Source organism: Corynebacterium sp. LK14, from assembly GCF_008042215.1.
Taxonomy (GTDB): domain Bacteria; phylum Actinomycetota; class Actinomycetes; order Mycobacteriales; family Mycobacteriaceae; genus Corynebacterium; species Corynebacterium striatum.
Genome location: NZ_NOVQ01000009.1, coordinates 74995 through 90439 on the forward strand (window position 1 = coordinate 74995; position 15445 = coordinate 90439).

The 15445-nt window shown below is 59.3% G+C and carries 15 protein-coding genes and 1 pseudogene; 8 read left to right on the forward strand and 8 right to left on the reverse strand.

The window, feature by feature from the left end; translation table 11 throughout:
* Positions 1–3: 3 nt before the first annotated feature.
* From holA to CHU71_RS03650, 3 genes are read left to right on the forward strand one after another with little or no spacing between them, the layout of a single operon-like run.
* Entirely contained in the window at positions 4–951 is a 948-nt protein-coding gene (gene holA, locus CHU71_RS03640; RefSeq protein WP_172953403.1) for a DNA polymerase III subunit delta, read from the forward strand.
* 11 nt (positions 952–962) lie between these two features.
* On the forward strand, positions 963–1343 hold the full coding sequence (locus tag CHU71_RS03645; RefSeq protein WP_049151644.1) for an ankyrin repeat domain-containing protein: 381 nt from the start codon (positions 963–965) through the stop codon (positions 1341–1343).
* Complete coding sequence (locus CHU71_RS03650; protein WP_049147748.1) at positions 1340–1996, forward strand: LysE family translocator; 657 nt, start codon at positions 1340–1342, stop codon at positions 1994–1996. The genes CHU71_RS03645 and CHU71_RS03650 overlap by 4 nt, the downstream gene beginning before the upstream one ends.
* On the opposite strand, the gene CHU71_RS03655 is transcribed toward CHU71_RS03650, so the two are convergent.
* The 5 genes from CHU71_RS03655 to CHU71_RS03675 form a co-directional block, all read right to left on the reverse strand.
* Positions 1956–3605, reverse strand: a complete 1650-nt coding sequence (locus CHU71_RS03655; protein WP_049063151.1) for an alpha-keto acid decarboxylase family protein — start codon at positions 3603–3605, stop codon at positions 1956–1958. The genes CHU71_RS03650 and CHU71_RS03655 overlap by 41 nt on opposite strands.
* A 36-nt stretch (positions 3606–3641) precedes the next feature.
* The gene (locus tag CHU71_RS03660; RefSeq protein ID WP_147760202.1) at positions 3642–4946 is read right to left on the reverse strand and encodes a hypothetical protein; all 1305 of its coding nucleotides are present in this window, start codon (positions 4944–4946) and stop codon (positions 3642–3644) included.
* On the reverse strand, positions 4939–5766 hold the full coding sequence (locus CHU71_RS03665; protein ID WP_187272013.1) for a DNA adenine methylase: 828 nt from the start codon (positions 5764–5766) through the stop codon (positions 4939–4941). Before CHU71_RS03665 ends, CHU71_RS03660 begins: the two co-directional genes overlap by 8 nt.
* Positions 5767–5873: 107 nt before the next feature.
* On the reverse strand, positions 5874–6137 hold the full coding sequence (gene rpsT / locus CHU71_RS03670) for a 30S ribosomal protein S20 (RefSeq protein WP_070420135.1): 264 nt from the start codon (positions 6135–6137) through the stop codon (positions 5874–5876).
* Between the two features lie 192 nt (positions 6138–6329).
* Positions 6330–6869: a type II toxin-antitoxin system PemK/MazF family toxin gene (locus tag CHU71_RS03675; RefSeq protein WP_147760203.1), complete on the reverse strand. Its 540-nt coding sequence runs from the start codon at positions 6867–6869 to the stop codon at positions 6330–6332.
* Positions 6870–6887: 18 nt separating this feature from the next.
* Here CHU71_RS03675 and lepA point away from each other — a divergent pair, with 18 nt between their 5' ends.
* From lepA to CHU71_RS03695, 3 genes are all read left to right on the forward strand, one after another.
* Positions 6888–8738 (forward strand): translation elongation factor 4, encoded by a 1851-nt coding sequence (lepA, locus tag CHU71_RS03680; RefSeq protein WP_147760204.1) that lies wholly within the window; start codon positions 6888–6890, stop codon positions 8736–8738.
* 334 nt (positions 8739–9072) lie between these two features.
* The gene (locus CHU71_RS03685; RefSeq protein ID WP_187272014.1) at positions 9073–10152 is read left to right on the forward strand and encodes an HNH endonuclease signature motif containing protein; all 1080 of its coding nucleotides are present in this window, start codon (positions 9073–9075) and stop codon (positions 10150–10152) included.
* 217 nt (positions 10153–10369) lie between these two features.
* Positions 10370–11716, forward strand: a complete 1347-nt coding sequence (locus CHU71_RS03695; RefSeq protein WP_100087360.1) for a M20 family metallopeptidase — start codon at positions 10370–10372, stop codon at positions 11714–11716.
* A 122-nt stretch (positions 11717–11838) separates the two neighbouring features.
* Here CHU71_RS03695 and CHU71_RS13170 read toward each other — a convergent pair.
* Positions 11839–12444, reverse strand: a pseudogene (locus tag CHU71_RS13170) (lysostaphin resistance A-like protein); the annotation flags it as partial.
* Positions 12445–12509: 65 nt separating this feature from the next.
* On the opposite strand from CHU71_RS13170, the gene CHU71_RS03705 reads away from it, so the two are divergent.
* Together CHU71_RS03705 and CHU71_RS03710 are read left to right on the forward strand one after the other, a co-directional pair.
* A complete protein-coding gene (locus tag CHU71_RS03705; protein ID WP_100087358.1) occupies positions 12510–13613 on the forward strand; it encodes a sensor histidine kinase in 1104 nt (367 codons plus the stop codon).
* Positions 13583–14215, forward strand: a complete 633-nt coding sequence (locus tag CHU71_RS03710; protein ID WP_100087357.1) for a response regulator transcription factor — start codon at positions 13583–13585, stop codon at positions 14213–14215. The genes CHU71_RS03705 and CHU71_RS03710 overlap by 31 nt, the downstream gene beginning before the upstream one ends.
* Here the strand turns inward: CHU71_RS03710 and CHU71_RS03715 are convergent.
* Together CHU71_RS03715 and CHU71_RS03720 are read right to left on the reverse strand one after the other, a co-directional pair.
* Positions 14112–14918 carry a PrsW family glutamic-type intramembrane protease gene (locus tag CHU71_RS03715; protein WP_147760208.1) on the reverse strand — a complete coding sequence of 269 codons (807 nt, stop codon included), beginning with the start codon at positions 14916–14918 and terminating at the stop codon, positions 14112–14114. The two genes, CHU71_RS03710 and CHU71_RS03715, sit on opposite strands and share 104 nt — an antisense overlap.
* Entirely contained in the window at positions 14918–15361 is a 444-nt protein-coding gene (locus CHU71_RS03720; RefSeq protein WP_049063144.1) for a hypothetical protein, read from the reverse strand. Before CHU71_RS03720 ends, CHU71_RS03715 begins: the two co-directional genes overlap by 1 nt.
* Between the last annotated feature and the right edge of the window lie 84 nt (positions 15362–15445).

Here is a 15445-nt window from a genome sequence, read left to right on the forward strand (position 1 = left end):
CCCATGCAGCAAGTCCACCTCATCCTTGGCGACGACGAATTCCTCACTGAACGCGCCCGACTTTCCATCCAGAAAGCGGCCGGGGAGGGCGTCGAGGTGGTGCGCCTGAAAGCCTCTGAGGTCTCCGAAGGCGAGATCGCCATGGCCACCAGCCCGTCACTGTTTGGTGACAACCGCGTCATCGTCATCAGCGACGTGGAAAAGGTGGGCAAGGAACTGACCCAGGTCCTGCTCACTGCGGTCGCTGATCCTGGACCGGGCATGACCTTGGTGCTCATCTACACCGTCACCGCAAAGACACTGAAGGGCAAGAAGAAACCACCGGAGATCGTGGCCAAGCTGCGAAAGGTGGGCGAGGTGCACGAGGTCTTCTCGCTGTATCCCAACGAGCTGGGCTCTTGGGCCACCCGCGAGTTCGCCTCCCACGGCGTACGGCCGACCCCTGACGTGGTGCAGGCTGTCCTCGACGGCGTGGGCTCTGACCTGCGCGAGCTGGCCTCGGCCATCTCCCAGCTGGTCTTTGACACCAACGGCAACGTCACTCGTGAGGCCGTGCACAACTACTACGTGGGCATCGCTGAGGTGGCCAACTGGGACATTGCCGACGCCGCCGTGGCCGGCCGCGTCGAGGCGGCCGTGTCTACCTGCCGTCGCGCGCTCCAGCTTGGCGCCTCCCCGGTGGCTATTGCCGCGGCTCTCGCCAATAAGGTCGGCGCCATCGCCCGCCTTTACTCAGCCCGCGGCGACCAATACTCCCTGGCCAAAGACACCGGGCTGGCCCCTTACGTGGTGAAGATGACTCAGCCGGTAGCGCGCCGCTGGTCTGAGGACAACGTCAACAAGGCGGTCATCCTCATGGCGGAGCTCGACGCCGCAGTCAAGGGCCAAGGCGGCGATGAGGACTTTGCCATTGAGGCAGCCGTGCGCCGGGTCGCTGAACTCGCGCGATAGACTTGCTTTTCATGGAAGACATCACCCAAGACGTCCAGGAATTCGCCTCAAAGCTTTTTGACTTCGCCCGCCACGGCGACGCCGCCCTCCTCGAGTACATCAAGCAGGGCGTCAACGCCGATATGGTTAACCAGGACGGCCAGTCCTTCGTTATGCTCGCTGCCTACAACGGCCACGCCGAGCTCGTGCGCGAACTCGCCGGCCTTGGCGCTGACGTTAACCTTCTCAACGACCGCAATCAGTCCCCGCTGGCTGGTGCCATCTTCAAGAAGGAAGACGCCGTGGTCGACGCACTTCTGGCCGCCGGCGCTGACCCGCAGGCTGGCACCCCGAATGCCGTGGACTCCGCCCGCATGTTTGGGCGCGAAGACCTGATTGAGCGCTTTTCATGAGTTGGTCCGCATTTGCGGCACTGATGTTCATGAACCTTCTGGGCGCGTTGGCTCCTGGGCCTGACATCGTATTGGTTACCCGCTACGCCACGCGCTCGCGCAAGCACGCCATCGCTGCCGCGACCGGAATCCAGTTGGGAGTGCTCTTTTGGTACACGATCACCGTGTTTGGCGCCGCCGCAGTTCTCACCGCGTTCCCGGGGATTCTGCGGGCCATTCAGGGAATCGGTGGTGCCTTCCTGATTTTCATGGGCGTGCGTTCAATCAAGGGCGGTCTGGAACTGCTCCACAATCCGCCCGCTGATATTGAGGAGGCCGCCCTGCGCTTGGGCAGCCTTGGGCAGGTCTTCCGCACCGGCTTGGCCACGAACCTTTCCAACCCAAAGATCGTGCTCTACCTCGCGGCGATGATTGCCCCGCTTCTGCCACCGCATCCGCCGCTGTGGCTCGCGGTGGCACTCATCTTGGGCCTGTCGCTTTCGGCCTATCTCACCTTCGTGCTGCTCAGCACGGTTATTTCTACGTCCGCGATTCGCCGCCGCATGCTGGCCGCTGGCCCCTGGATTGACATCGCATCCGGCGCGTTCTTCATCATCGCCGGATGCGTTCTCATCAGTGCTTCCGTGGGGATAGCGCCGCAGCTACACGCTTAAGCTGCTCCGGGTAGTCGTTGTACGGGGTCACCGCTTCAACAAAGACCAGCTTGTCCTTGTTCGCGGTGGCCACGGCCACGGATTCTTCGAGCTCCGCGCCAGTAGTGGCCCGCAGCGTAAGCCCAAAGTCGCCAGCCCCAAAGAAATCTAGCGTCTTGGACCAATCCCACGCCGGGATGTCGTTGTAGTACTCGTCCTCGCCGTTGATTGCGCGTTCAACGGTGTAGCCATTGTTGTTCACCAAGAAGATGGCCGCGGGAACCTTTTCGCGCACCATCTGTCCGATTTCCTGGATGGTCAGTTGCGCGGAACCATCACCGATGAGCAGCACTGGACGACGCCCCGGCTGCGCCAGCGCCGCACCAAGTGTTGCGGGCAGCGTGTAACCGATGGAGCCCCACATCGGCTGGCCGATGAACACTGTATCGGTGGGGAAGTGGTGCGCCGAGAGTCCAAAGAAGGAGGTGCCCTGCTCCGCGATGACCACGTTGCCCGGCTCCAGCGCGCGTGAGACCACCGCCCAGAGTTGTTCCTGTGACAACGGATCGTCGGTGATTTCTACCTTCTCTGCAGGGTTGGTCTTGCCCACCGGCATGAACTCTGGCGATACCTCGGCTGTGACTTGGTCCAGAATCTCGATGGCCCGGCCCATGCTCAGCGGCGTGTAGGCATTGCCCTGGATGTAGGCCGTATCACGGCGAATATCGACCTGGTTATCTTGGGAAATCGCAACGGAGAAACCCGCGGTGATGTTATCGGTAAAGTCCACGCCCACGGTCACCAAGGCGGTGGCCTCCTCGACGGTTTTGCGGGTATCGCCATGCGACGCCGCACCAGAGTAGATTCCCGCGAAGTTCGAGGTCTCCTCATCGATGAGGGACTTGCCCCAGCTCAACGTTGCTACAGGAACCCCGGATCGATCCAGGTAGCCCTGGAGCGTGGACTGGCAGCCAAAGCGATGCACGAGGACGTCGGCAAGCACTGCGAGAGTACGCCCCTTGAGGAAGCCCTTCAGGTCCCGCTCAAACTCTTGTGCGGCGGCTTCCGAGTCGAGCTGCTCGATGAGCGGCAGCGGAGCCTTCGGCGGCGTGCAGGGGGTGCTGGCGACGTCCGCCGCCAGATGCAGCGCGCCGGGCTTGCGCTGGAACAACACCTGGACAATGAGGTTATCGATCTGCGCCTGCGCGGTCATTGCGTTGAGATCCTCGGCCACGCAGGTCAGCTCGCGGTCAACGCGGAAGAAGCGGGCGAAGTCGCCATCGCCCATGGAGTGGTGGATCTTGGCCACAGAGGCTTGCAGCTCCTTGCGCGGCGAACCAACAATGTGGATGACCGGCACGTTCTCCGCGTAGGACCCCGCGATGGCGTTGGCGGCGGAGAGCTCGCCCACGCCGAAGGTAGTGAGGAATGCGCCGATGCCGCGCAGGCGGGCGTATCCATCGGCCGCATATCCGGCGTTGAGCTCGTTGGAATTGCCCACCCAACGAATCTTCTCGTGGGCCACAACGTGGTCGAGGAACTTGAGATTGAAATCGCCGGGAACACCGAAAAGTTCCGTGATGCCGACTTCCGCCAAGCGGTCGAGAAGATAATCACCAATCGTGTACATACGTACAACATATCCCAATAGGTGAGACGGCGAAGGCTATACCAGCATCAATTGTTCTGGTGCGATGAGCTCCCAAATCCACTGCGACCACGCCGCGACTGTCGACGCCCTCCTCGGTAGCGTCGACCCCGTAAGCCCCAGGTCTGCTTTCTCCATGAGCGCCTGAGCCTCGGCCTTGGTGAGTGCGCGCTGCTGCTCCACGACTTCCCGAATGACGGCGTTGAACACCTGCCGCCGCGCGAGGGCATCCACCAGCATCAGATTGCGCTCGTCGCGCGAACCCGTCAGCGGGGTGCCTTCAACCACTCCGTCGTTTACCTCCATCAGGCCCAGGTAACGCCCGGCGTTCACGTAATAGTCCGCTTGGCGCGGCGTGAAGCCGAAGCGTTGCGGAATCTCTGCTTTGGCCACGGGCAGCATCTCCAGCAAGCTGACCACGCGCGCGAAAGAATCGGCTTGCGGGAACGGGATGCGCGGCTCGGGCTCGGGTTGCGTGCGGTGCGCAACGGCGCGCAGCGCAGAGCTTGTGACCTCCGAACCGCCAAGCACGTAGCGGGCGGAATCCTCCAGCTTTATACTGCGGAAGTCTGCCGGATTAGAAAAAGAATAACGGTACAAATGGAATACTCCGTTGGAATAGACCACGTACAGCGGCACCACTTCCTTGGCGAGTGCCTGGGAGAAGCGCCGGTACGGAAAATACAGCTGGCGGATGTTGAAGTCGGGCGAGATATGGTTCTTGGCCTCAACCAAGATGAGCCGCTCCGCGGATTCGAAGCCGCCGTCGATCTCCATCTGCGCGCGGTCGACGTCCAGCTCCAAGTTCAGGTCAGCCAGGCGAATAGGCAGCTGCAGTGTGGACATGCGGCCAGTCACGGTGGGGTAGAGCTGCCCGCCACCCACGAAGTCCGTGAGGATTCCGGACAGTGCCGCCGCATTGAGCATCACCGCCTCCGAGTTCAGGTTCTTAAAATCCAGCGACTCAATGCCGCTCGGAATGGGCAGCGACTTCAGCGGTGCGGCGTGCTCGGGAAACTTCTCATAGACATCGAAGCGGCCAATCAAGTACGCATCTCGGCGCACCGGCACGATGGATAAGCCGTGTTCCCGGAAGAACCAGGGCCGCGCCGCGGAGAAGTCGTGCTTGGCCATAAGCCGCGGCTCACGGCTGGACAGTGCCTTGATGCGCGCTGCTTCTACCACCACGAATCCGGTGCGCTCAAGCTGCTCGCGAACGGTGGGATCGCGGAAAACCTTGAGCCAGCCGACGTCGTTGAGCCCCAGCGTCTGCCCATCCGGAACGTCGAACTCCGCGCACAAGCTAGCCAGCTGCTCATCCATAGTTGCGCACCAGAACCTCGTCTACCTTGCCGCGCTTGCTCGCCACCGAATTGATGGAGCGGGTGGCCCCGACGATGTTTATCTCGTACTCGGAGTAGATCTCCTGAATGAAGTCCGTGGCCGAGTTCGAAAGCAGGAACTTCACGCCGGCGGCGTCGAGCTTATCGCAGACCCCCTTGAGACGCAGCTGATCCTCGCGGCCGAAGCCCCCGGACTGATACCCCGTGAAGTTGCTGGTGGGATTGACCGGATCATAGGGCGGATCGAAGTAGACAAAGTCGCCTTCCTTGGCGTCTTTCAAGATGGCCGCGTAGTCACCGGTATTGAAAGAAACCTTGTTGCTGTTCAAGTACTCGGAGACCGCACGTAGCGTTTCCTCATCACAAATGGCGGGGTTGGTGTAGCGGCCGAATGGCGAGTTGAACTGGCCGGCGTTGTTGACGCGGTACAGGCCGTTGTAGCAGGTCTTGTTGAGATAGACCGTTCGTGCGGCGCGCTCCGTGCGCGTCATGTGTGCAAAGGAGGAGTCACGGTCTTTGCTGCGCATCTCGTAGAAGAAGTCTTCCTCGTTGGGATAGGTCTGCAGCAGCTCGATGAGACCTGCGACATCGTCTCGGACTGTCTCGTAGACGTTGATGAGCTCCGTGTTGAGATCGTTGACCGCGGCCTTGTGCGGGGTCAGCGAAAACAGCACTGCGCCACCGCCGAGGAAAGGCTCGAAATATCCGTCGAATCCTTCTGCCGGGAGGGCAGCGTGGATCTCGGGCAGTAGCTGGCGTTTTCCGCCGACCCACTTGAGCAAAGGCTTCACATTTTTCATAACGTTTGCCATAGTAGCGGGCCGCCCGGACATGGCCGTCTATGTGTTCGAATAGATCGAAAGAAGGGACCCCACAAGGAGGTCCCTTCAATCAAAAGCGGTGTGTATTACGCCATCTTGTTGAAAGCGTTAGCCATACCGGACTTCTTGTTGGCAGCCGTGTTGCGGTGGAAGACACCCTTGGACACGGACTTGTCCAGAGCGCGGGAAGCGACGCGGAGCTGCTTCTCAGCAGCTTCCTTGTCACCAGCGGTGACAAGCTCGCGGAACTTGCGGATCTCGGTACGAACTGCGGAACGAACAGCCTTATTGCGCTGACGTGCCTTCTCGTTGGTGAGAATGCGCTTCTTCTTGGACTTGATGTTTGCCATCTTTAATACCTCTTGGAAATCGAATGATTACATTGGGAAACCAACCCGCCGGACATGTCCCGCATGGTGCTCGGCGTTGATGTTCGATGGGCGGACCCAAGGTCCTGACCGCCCCGACCAACGCGCCCGGAAAGTAAGTAACTTCCAAAACCTAGCAGGAGCAGGAAGAAAAACCCAAATCAGGCCTTGGACTTAGGACCAGTGGTAACGCGAGCGAAGACGGTTGGCAATGCGCTCAAAACGGCGCTCCGGGAAGAGCGTGCCCTGGCGGCGGCATTCTTCCTCAGAAATCTCGAGGATTCTGTCGAGGCGAACCCAACACTGGCGGCCTGCTTCGTCCCATTCACCAGTGCCGATGTCGAGCCATTCCTCTTCGTGAGCATGGTTTGGGTTGGGGGAGATGAGCAGCCCCAGCACGGTGGTGCGGGTGCGGGAGATAATGAGCACGGCGCGTTCGCGCGGCGGGGATTGCTTGCCGTCGGAGGGCGCCCAGACCCAGACGACCTCGCCAGAATCTGCTTGGCCGTCCATGTCGGGGGAGAAGCACACAGAGCGCGGATGGGAGTTGGTGCATTCGACGCGGATGCGGGCGGCTTTGCGGGGTTCGCGGTATTCGGCGGCGTTATTCATACCGAGACGCTCGGAGATTCGGGCTAGTCCGACGTCGACAGGCTCGCGTTCGCCAATTCCGAGTGCCACCCGTAAGCGGGTGAGTGGGTTGCCGCTAGTCATGTCGTCTATTCTAAACCCATGTCTAAAAACTTTGCGGCCACTACGTTTACGAATCCAACCCAGATTCGAAACTTCTGCATTATCGCCCACATCGACCACGGCAAGTCGACGCTGGCTGACCGCATCCTGCAGTTTTCGCAGGTCGTTGACGCGCGTGACATGCGCGATCAGTACCTCGACAACATGGATATCGAGCGCGAGCGCGGCATTACCATTAAGGCGCAGAACGTGCGTCTGCCGTGGATTCCGCGCACCGGAAAGCACGCGGGCGAAGAGATCGTCATGCAGATGATTGATACCCCGGGCCACGTGGACTTTACCTACGAGGTCTCCCGCGCGCTGGAGGCATGTGAGGGCGCAATTTTGCTTGTCGACGCCGCCCAAGGCATCGAGGCCCAAACCCTCGCCAACCTGTACCTGGCGATGGAAAATGACCTGGAGATCATCCCGGTCCTCAACAAGATTGACCTGCCGGCTGCGGACCCTGAGAAGTACGCGCTGGAGATTGCCCACATCATTGGCTGCGAGCCAGAAGAGGTTCTGCGCGTGTCCGGCAAGACTGGTGAAGGCGTGGAGGACCTGCTGGACAAGGTAGCTGAGCTGGTGCCGCCGCCTTCCACGGAGGCGCCTCACGACGCCCCTGCCCGCGCCATGATCTTCGACTCCGTCTACGACACCTACCGTGGCGTTGTCACCTACATCCGCATGATGGACGGCAAGCTCACCCCACGCCAGAAGGTCACCATGATGTCTACTGGCGCGAACCACGAGCTGCTCGAGGTGGGCATCGTGTCCCCGACGATGCAGAAGTGCGCCGGCCTGGGCCCGGGCGAGGTGGGTTACCTCATCACGGGCGTTAAGAACGTGCGCGAGACCAAGGTGGGCGACACCATTACCTGGGCGTCGAATGGCGCAACCGAGCCGCTTAAGGGCTATGCGGACCCGAAGCCAATGGTCTACTCCGGCTTGTTCCCGATTTCCCAGGCGGACTTCCCCGACTTGCGCGATGCGCTGGAGAAGCTGCAGCTTAACGACGCCTCCCTGACCTACGAGCCCGAGACTTCTGTGGCGTTGGGCTTCGGCTTCCGCTGCGGTTTCCTGGGCCTGCTCCACATGGAAATCACCCGTGACCGCTTGGAGCGCGAGTTTGGCCTGGACCTGATTTCGACCGCACCTTCCGTTACCTACCGCGTGGTGGCCGAAGACGGAACCGAGTCCCTCGTCCACAACCCTGCCGACTGGCCGGGCGGCAAGCTGCGCGAGGTCTACGAGCCAATCGTGAAGATGACCATCATCGTTCCTGAACAGTTCGTGGGTTCCACCATGGAGCTGTGTCAGTCCAAGCGCGGTCAGATGGGCGGCATGGACTACCTTTCTGAGGACCGCGTGGAGCTGCGCTACACGATGCCGTTGGGTGAAATCATCTTCGACTTCTTTGACATGCTGAAGTCCCGCACTAAGGGCTATGCTTCGCTGAACTATGAAGAGGCTGGGGAACAGCTGTCTGATCTGGTCAAGGTGGATATCCTGCTCAACGGTGATCCGGTCGACGCCTTCTCTGCCATCGTTCACCGCGATTCGGCGCAGTGGTACGGCAACAAGATGACGAAGAAGCTTAAAGAGCTCATTCCGCGCCAGCAGTTCGAGGTCCCGGTCCAGGCAGCCATTGGCTCCAAGATCATTGCGCGTGAGAATATCCGCGCTATGCGCAAGGACGTCCTGGCGAAGTGCTACGGCGGCGATATCTCTCGTAAGCGTAAGCTACTGGAGAAGCAGAAGGCTGGTAAGAAGCGCATGAAGTCCATCGGTTCGGTTTCCGTGCCGCAGGAGGCGTTCGTGGCAGCGCTTTCTACCGACGGTGAGGGCTAAGACCTAAGCCCAAAAAAGACCCCAGGCTTGGCCCTGGGGTCTTTGCCATGGGTGGGGGAACTGGGCGTCGTCAAGCATGCTCTTTTTGGCTGAAACTTCCGGCGGGGGTAGGCGGGGGTAGTGGCTTTGTCGAACTGGCAAAAGTACCAATAGCGCCGTTTCTATTTTCGAAAATTCTTGCGGGTGTCCGGGGCGTTTTGTAGTTTGGGTGGCAAGCGGCTCGGAGGGGGAGTTGCGCAGCGAAAGCTGTTCTCAAAACTACGTTTAAGGAAACTCGATGGACGGACCCTACTTCGCTCCACTAAATCCAAAGTGTGAGGTTGGGCGGTCATTTGTGGAAAGTAATCGCCTGACTTGGCGTGCCTTTAATGCAATTTTGCCGCAGCCTGACGAGGATGCTGAACTAGCGTTCGCAGATGTCTCGCGCAAGCTTGGCCTGACCTCCTACAAAGCGGAACATCTGTTCTACGGCTTCAAAAAGATCTCGTATCTGCCCAAACTACGTCACCTCAACAAACTGGACTGGTTCTTGGACTATGACCGGATCTTGGCCATCGGCAAGGCGCTGCAAGGCGTCGAGGAACGCATCTATCCGTTCGTGGATGATGCTCTCGAAGAGCTCTTCACCCCGCGTCGTCCGAATCAGCGCCTGCCCGAGGCCTCCCGTATTCGGAAGGTGATTTCTGAGGTGCTCGCCCTGCACTATTGCGTTGAAGGCGAAGTTGAAGAAGATCGCGACCGCTACCACATGGAGCGGTATGCCGGTCGTGGTGAAATCACCGCCAACCTGGATGCAGTTACCGCAGAAACCATTGACCGTCTAGTCCGTAAGCGCGCGGAGAAAGAGGGCATCTCCTTTGCCCGTGCGTTGGCGGCCACCATCCTTGATCCGATCGAGCAAAAGATCGTTATCAACGTTTTCCAGCAGGCTGATACCTCACTAGCCTTCGCTCCCGGATATGGGTATATCGACCCACCAGAGGGCGCCTCGACTCGAGAAATCGCGCCAGGTGAAACCGAGGGGTACCGCCCGACTGAAGCAATTCGAGCGTTTGTTGAGGCGCGCGATGGAACGTGCCGAGGTCCAGGTTGTGACATGCCTGCTCACCTTACGCAGCTCGACCACCGAATTCCCTACGCGGATGGCGGAAAAACCTCGAGCGATAATTTGGTTTGCCTTTGCCAACGCTGCCACAACATCAAGACGGATGGCAGGGCGTTCTATGTCATGGACCCCGACACCGGAGTAGTTCTATGGTGCTGGGCAGACGGCACCTGGGAGAGCACCGTTCCGAAGGGGCTTCTCGTTCCCAACAATGCGAACTGGCGCCAGAGCGTGGCTGAACGAATGGGCGCCTGGGAAGCGAGAGGAGGGTTGCTTTCCTTCGATGACGCTACTGCAACGCCGGCTTAATTCCGTCCCATGTACGCTGCAGTTGCTGACCGAACATGGTCCACCCGTGGATTCCTTTGTCCAGGTAGTCCCTCCGGATGGGATGCGACGTCGTTTCGCGGCCTGGCTCCTCAGTGGGAGTCCGCCTGTTCGGACCTCCAGATGTCAGTTTGTGGTGCAGTTCATTGCAACTGGGTTCCATGTAGTGTCGATGGTCAAACCCGGGAAGGATTGATTCATGGAACCCATCAAGAAGAAGGCACCTCGCCAAGGCCAGCAGCTTCCACCGCTGCCAGTTACCGCTGCCAAGATTGGTGAGCGCATTGCCAGTGAGGTGTTCTTGGAGGAAGGCCAAAAGCTCTTACCGCAGCTGCAGGAATTCCGGCGGGATATGCACCAGCACCCGGAAATTGGGCTCGAGCTTCCGCGGACGCAAAAGAAGGTCCTCGAGGCGCTCAAAGGCCTGCCGTTGGAGATTCAGGTCGGCCAGGATTTAAGCTCCGTGGTCGCGGTCCTTCGCGGCGGCAAGCGCGGCCCACGGCCGGTTTCGGTGCTGCTGCGCGCAGACATGGACGCGTTGCCGGTCCGTGAGCAGACGGGCGATCCTTTTGCTTCCACCAACGGGCTGATGCACGCGTGCGGCCACGACCTTCACACCGCAGGGCTCATCGGTGCGGTGAAGTTGCTGTGCGCGCAGAAGGAGCACTTGCTTGGCGACGTCACGTTCATGTTCCAGCCCGGCGAAGAAGGCCCGGGTGGTGCCCTCCCGATGATCGAAGAAGGCGTCCTCGATGCAGCGGGGCGTCGTCCGATTGCCGCTTATGGCCTGCATGTCGGTCCGCAGGATCGTGGCACTTTCCACCATATTTCCGGGCCCATGATGGCATCATCGTCGAATCTGAAGATCACTGTCTATGGCAAGGGCGGCCATGGGTCGCGGCCGCACGATGCCATCGATCCCGTCGCAGCGCTGGGGGAGATTCAGATGGCCTTGCAAATTGCACTGACTCGCCGTTTCGATGCCAACGAGCCGATCGTCATCACAGTGACTAATCTGCGCGCAGGCGACGGCGCCATTAATGTCATCCCTGACCACGCCATGCTCGGTGCTACAGTGCGCGTGCTGCGCGATGAAAAGATTGAGCAAGTGCGCCAGATGGTTGTGGAAGTGGCCAGTTCTGTCGCGGCGTCGCATAGATGCACCGCAAAGGTAGATTTCGAGGTTCTGTATTCCGCAACCAAAACCAACCCGCGCGAGAATCAATTCGCCGCGGCGCTGTGGGGTGGCATGTTCGGAGCAGAAAATGTCATCCCGATGGAAACGCCCATGATGGCTTCGGAGGACTTCGGCGGCGTACTAGCGCAGGTACCTGGCACTTTCATGTGGTTCGGTACCGTCAATCCGGATACCCCAGAGCACCTGCGCGAGTGGAATCATTCGCCGCTGGCGAGGTTCGATGATTCGGTGCTCGGTGACCAAGCCGCAGCACTCGCCGCCGTCGCCTTTGAGCGCTTGGCTGCCGAAGACGCGCATCCTTCGCCGGCAACAAGAGTGATGCGCTCTGCGGTGGAGGGCGTTGAGTAGTACAAGATTGCCGAGATAACAATGCAGGTCAATGCGCTGAGCAGGGTTTGACCCCAGCCCACGTTCTCAGCGTTAACGTCCACCAAGCCCAGGGTGCCAGCAGCGAAGAAGACGAAGTTATTGCACGCATGAATCACGCATCCGTACTCGATCCCGTTCGTCTTCACTGTGAGCACGCTTAGGCAGACGGCGAAGACAAAGATGTCAACAAGCCCGATCCAGTTATAAGTATGGCCTGCAACAAACAACGGAATCGAGGGCGAATAGGCCAACCACGGCGAGCGCAGCCACCGGCCGAATACCTGGGGAAGCAGACTGCGAAAGACAACTTCCTCCGTCACTGACTGCAGCGGCACCAAGATGACCGCCAGCCCCAGCATCAATAGAGCGTTTGGAGCAGGGGAGAATCCATTTCGGAGAAGCGGAAGAAAGCTCAACAGCGTAACGGGCAACGCCACCAGAAGGGCGCGCCGGGCGTAATCCCACCGAAACCGACCTGCGCCTGACCACACCATGCCGGGCCGGCGTCGGCAAAAGGCTCCTGGGAGGAACACGATGATGAAGAGCATCATGATGCTAAAAGGCAGCGGCGCGTTCATGTCGTCGAGATTTAAGTCTGGTGCGAGAATTGCGAGACCGATAATGAGCGCGACGAAGAGTACGGCGCTCAGCACCGCCCAAAAGAAGAAGTAAATGATCGGGCGTTTTAAGCAGCGATGAAAAGTCATGATTAAACAGTCGCTGGTAATTAATCATCCCTAAGAATGAGTTTGCGGCCTTTAAGGTATGAATCATGACTAGGAACCGTTGGCAGGTAGCTTTCATCGTCGTGCTCTGCGTGCTAGGTGGGTGCTGCTTTGGGCTGATCGGTATCGGCATCGACTTAGAAGACATGGGGTTGCCCAACATCGATCCGCAAAACGATAGAGCCTATGTCGGCTTCGTTTGCTTGAGTTTCATCGCCGGGGTGGTTTCGTGGAGTTTGCTGCCATGGGCCATTTCTCATGATCCGCGGGAGCTGGAGCAATCTGATTTCCCAGGAACGCGGAAGACCTTCATCTGCGGAGTTGTCGTGATTGCTTGCGGCTTTTCTTATTTTGCCGCGCTATCTCAGCTGGTGGCCATGGTGTCCATGACATCGCGGAGGTCCGTGAAGTGGTCGGTGGCGGCAGTAGTGGCGGCGCTTAGCTATCTCGCTGCCTATCCTCTCAACCCTGCGAGTGAGTTCGAAGGCTGGCTCGAATTTGGCATCGTTCCAGTACTCGTAATCGTGCTTCTGATCGGCATGCAGCGCGGCAAGAACCGCGAGAAGCAACAGAATTTGCAGCGCGAAATTCGGGAAGAGATAGCGCGAGACATGCACGATTCACTGTCGCATCGGTTGTCGATGATTGCCGTGCATGCAGGGGCTTTGTCTTTTCAGAATGAGCAGGTTCCCAAGGAGTATTCTGAGGCGGCGGAGACGATTCGCCAAGAAGCGAATGCTGCAGTGCAGGATCTGCGCGCGGTGCTTTATGCCCTGCGGCAGGAGGCAGCAGAAGATCCACGGGCAAGCATCGAAACGCTCATTCGAGATGACAACGTTGAGCTGCGCTATTCCACTGATCCAGACATAGTAGAAAGGCTCGATACCTTAGGTCAGCACACGTTGTATCGCGCGGTCCAGGAGGCAGCCACCAATGCCCGCAAGTACGCGCGGGGAAAGCCGGTGCTTTTCGACGTCGCCAAGCGCGGCCCCAATCTCGTGCTCACCGTAACCAACGCGCATACGGGCCCGGTGGGGCGTGGTTTTGGGCTGCGGGGTCTGGCTGAGCGCGCGGAACTTATCGGAGGAGAATTTCGGATGCTGGAGGGAGATGAATTCGGATGGGAATTGCAGCTGCCGATGAAGCGCTAAAGGTGGTGCTGGTCGATGACGAAGCGCTATTGCGCAGTGGCCTGCGGCTCATGCTGGCCAATGCCGGCATCAAGGTGGTGGGGGAGGCGTCTAATGGCAAGGATGCGATAGCAGTGGTGCTGGACGCGCTTCCCGACGTCGTGCTCATGGACATTCGCATGCCCGTCATGGATGGCATTGAGGCGCTGGGGAAGTTGCCGGCGTCGATTCCCGTGGTGATGTTAACCGCTTTCGATACCGACGAATTTATTGTCGATGCGCTCCAAGCCGGTGCCGTTGGATTCCTATTGAAATCGACGCCACCGGAAGCGCTTGTTGCTTCCATTCGCGCGGCTGCGGCAGGCCAACCGATGCTCAGCCGCGAGGTACTGGAACGCCTGCTCTCCCCGCGGCCAAAGCGGAAGAACAGGCGGCTGGCGCACCTCAGCGACCGTGAGATGGAGGTTGCGGAGCTGGTGGCAGATGGGTTAAGTAATCAACAAATTGCAGAGCAGCTTTTTATTTCGCTACCGACAGTAAAGACTCACGTGCAGAAGATTTTGAAGAAACTCGGCGGGACGAGCCGCGTTCACGTCGCGATTGCCGTATGTGGCGGACGATAAACCAGAGCGCTACAATCCAGGTTGCCCCCACTACCGCTAAAGCTGCAAGTTTCGGCCAGTGGCTGTCCGCGAAGGCGTAATCCAGCGAGGGAAAGAGGTTCTGGAAGACGTGAACCGTGACGGCGCCCATCCAGCCGGCGAGTGCACGGCCACGGGCCAAGCCATATGCCGCGATGCCGGTCATGAGGGAGTGCGTGAAGGTGCAGGCAATAAACCTGATGAGCACCCCAGTAGTTGCGCCCATGAGATCTGAGTCGAGGTCTTGCAGCGTCAGGCGTGCGAAGAAGGTGCAATCTTCCACGACCGCAAAGCCCATGCCTACGGCGATACCGACGTAGACGAAGTCGCGAGTGCGTTGGTGCTTAATGAAGTAAGTACAGATGAGCAGAACACCAATGAACTTCAGAGTCTCTTCAGTAATTGGCGCGAAGCCAGCGCCATCTAGCCACTGCAATTGCAGTTTTCCCAAGATGGTGGTGAAGTGCGAGTTGAAGAAGACAGCCGGGCCGGTGCACGCCGCGCCCCAGAGCATGCCTAGGGCCGTGCCGCGGTGGCCTCGGAACGCGAGCCAGGAGGCACAAGTCCAGATCGCCACATGGATGAGTGCAGCGATGAGGCTGGCGGTGACGTAAGGCTGGTTAAACTCGAAGTGCACGGAGTAGGCGAGACCCGCGGTAGCGAGCACATAAAATAGGTATTTCATTATTTGACCTCCACTTTGTCTGCATAGCGGGCGGCGTCAGGCCCCTCGAGATGGAAGAACTGCTTCTTATCGTCGGAGTCGTACAGGATAGTTACCTTGTCGCCTTCGTCGAGGCGATAGATATTCTTCTGAGGCTGGCGTACCGGGGCATTTGAGAGGGAATCGGTAGCGAGCATATAGCGGTGCTGTCGTAGTAACGCAGTCTCAGGTTCCAGGAAGGACTCGGCGGGGTCAGCGCCGATGGTGGTATCCCCGCATTCCCATCTGGGGGAGTCTTTAAGATATGTCGGGCTTTGCGCGCATTCCAGATCGGCGATGGCTACATCGTGGAAGGCGACGGCGCTTGTCGGGGTAGTGGGCTCAGGCAGCAGTGCGCTTGCCGCCGGCACTGCCACGAAATACGCAGTAGCTGCGGCTAGGGCTGTTAGTACTTTCTTGTCCATGTCTTCGACGCTACGGAGAATGGCTTTGCATTAAATCCACCCCAGGGTAGATTTGCGGCTTTAGGCCTTTACTACTGTGGGTGG

Excerpts from the sequence above, each read along its gene's own strand:
- rpsT (WP_070420135.1), bottom strand. The coding sequence starts at position 6,137 with ATGGCAAACATCAAGTCCAAGAAGAAGCGCATTCTCACCAACGAGAAG.
- CHU71_RS03695 (WP_100087360.1), top strand. The coding sequence starts at position 10,370 with ATGGAACCCATCAAGAAGAAGGCACCTCGCCAAGGCCAGCAGCTTCCA.
- CHU71_RS03705 (WP_100087358.1), top strand. The coding sequence starts at position 12,510 with ATGACTAGGAACCGTTGGCAGGTAGCTTTCATCGTCGTGCTCTGCGTG.
- CHU71_RS03715 (WP_147760208.1), bottom strand. The coding sequence starts at position 14,918 with ATGAAATACCTATTTTATGTGCTCGCTACCGCGGGTCTCGCCTACTCC.
- CHU71_RS03710 (WP_100087357.1), top strand. The coding sequence starts at position 13,583 with ATGGGAATTGCAGCTGCCGATGAAGCGCTAAAGGTGGTGCTGGTCGAT.
- CHU71_RS03665 (WP_187272013.1), bottom strand. The coding sequence starts at position 5,766 with ATGAAAAATGTGAAGCCTTTGCTCAAGTGGGTCGGCGGAAAACGCCAG.
- CHU71_RS03655 (WP_049063151.1), bottom strand. The coding sequence starts at position 3,605 with ATGTACACGATTGGTGATTATCTTCTCGACCGCTTGGCGGAAGTCGGC.
- holA (WP_172953403.1), top strand. The coding sequence starts at position 4 with ATGCAGCAAGTCCACCTCATCCTTGGCGACGACGAATTCCTCACTGAA.
- CHU71_RS03675 (WP_147760203.1), bottom strand. The coding sequence starts at position 6,869 with ATGACTAGCGGCAACCCACTCACCCGCTTACGGGTGGCACTCGGAATT.
- CHU71_RS03645 (WP_049151644.1), top strand. The coding sequence starts at position 963 with ATGGAAGACATCACCCAAGACGTCCAGGAATTCGCCTCAAAGCTTTTT.
- lepA (WP_147760204.1), top strand. The coding sequence starts at position 6,888 with ATGTCTAAAAACTTTGCGGCCACTACGTTTACGAATCCAACCCAGATT.
- CHU71_RS03720 (WP_049063144.1), bottom strand. The coding sequence starts at position 15,361 with ATGGACAAGAAAGTACTAACAGCCCTAGCCGCAGCTACTGCGTATTTC.
- CHU71_RS03650 (WP_049147748.1), top strand. The coding sequence starts at position 1,340 with ATGAGTTGGTCCGCATTTGCGGCACTGATGTTCATGAACCTTCTGGGC.
- CHU71_RS03660 (WP_147760202.1), bottom strand. The coding sequence starts at position 4,946 with ATGGATGAGCAGCTGGCTAGCTTGTGCGCGGAGTTCGACGTTCCGGAT.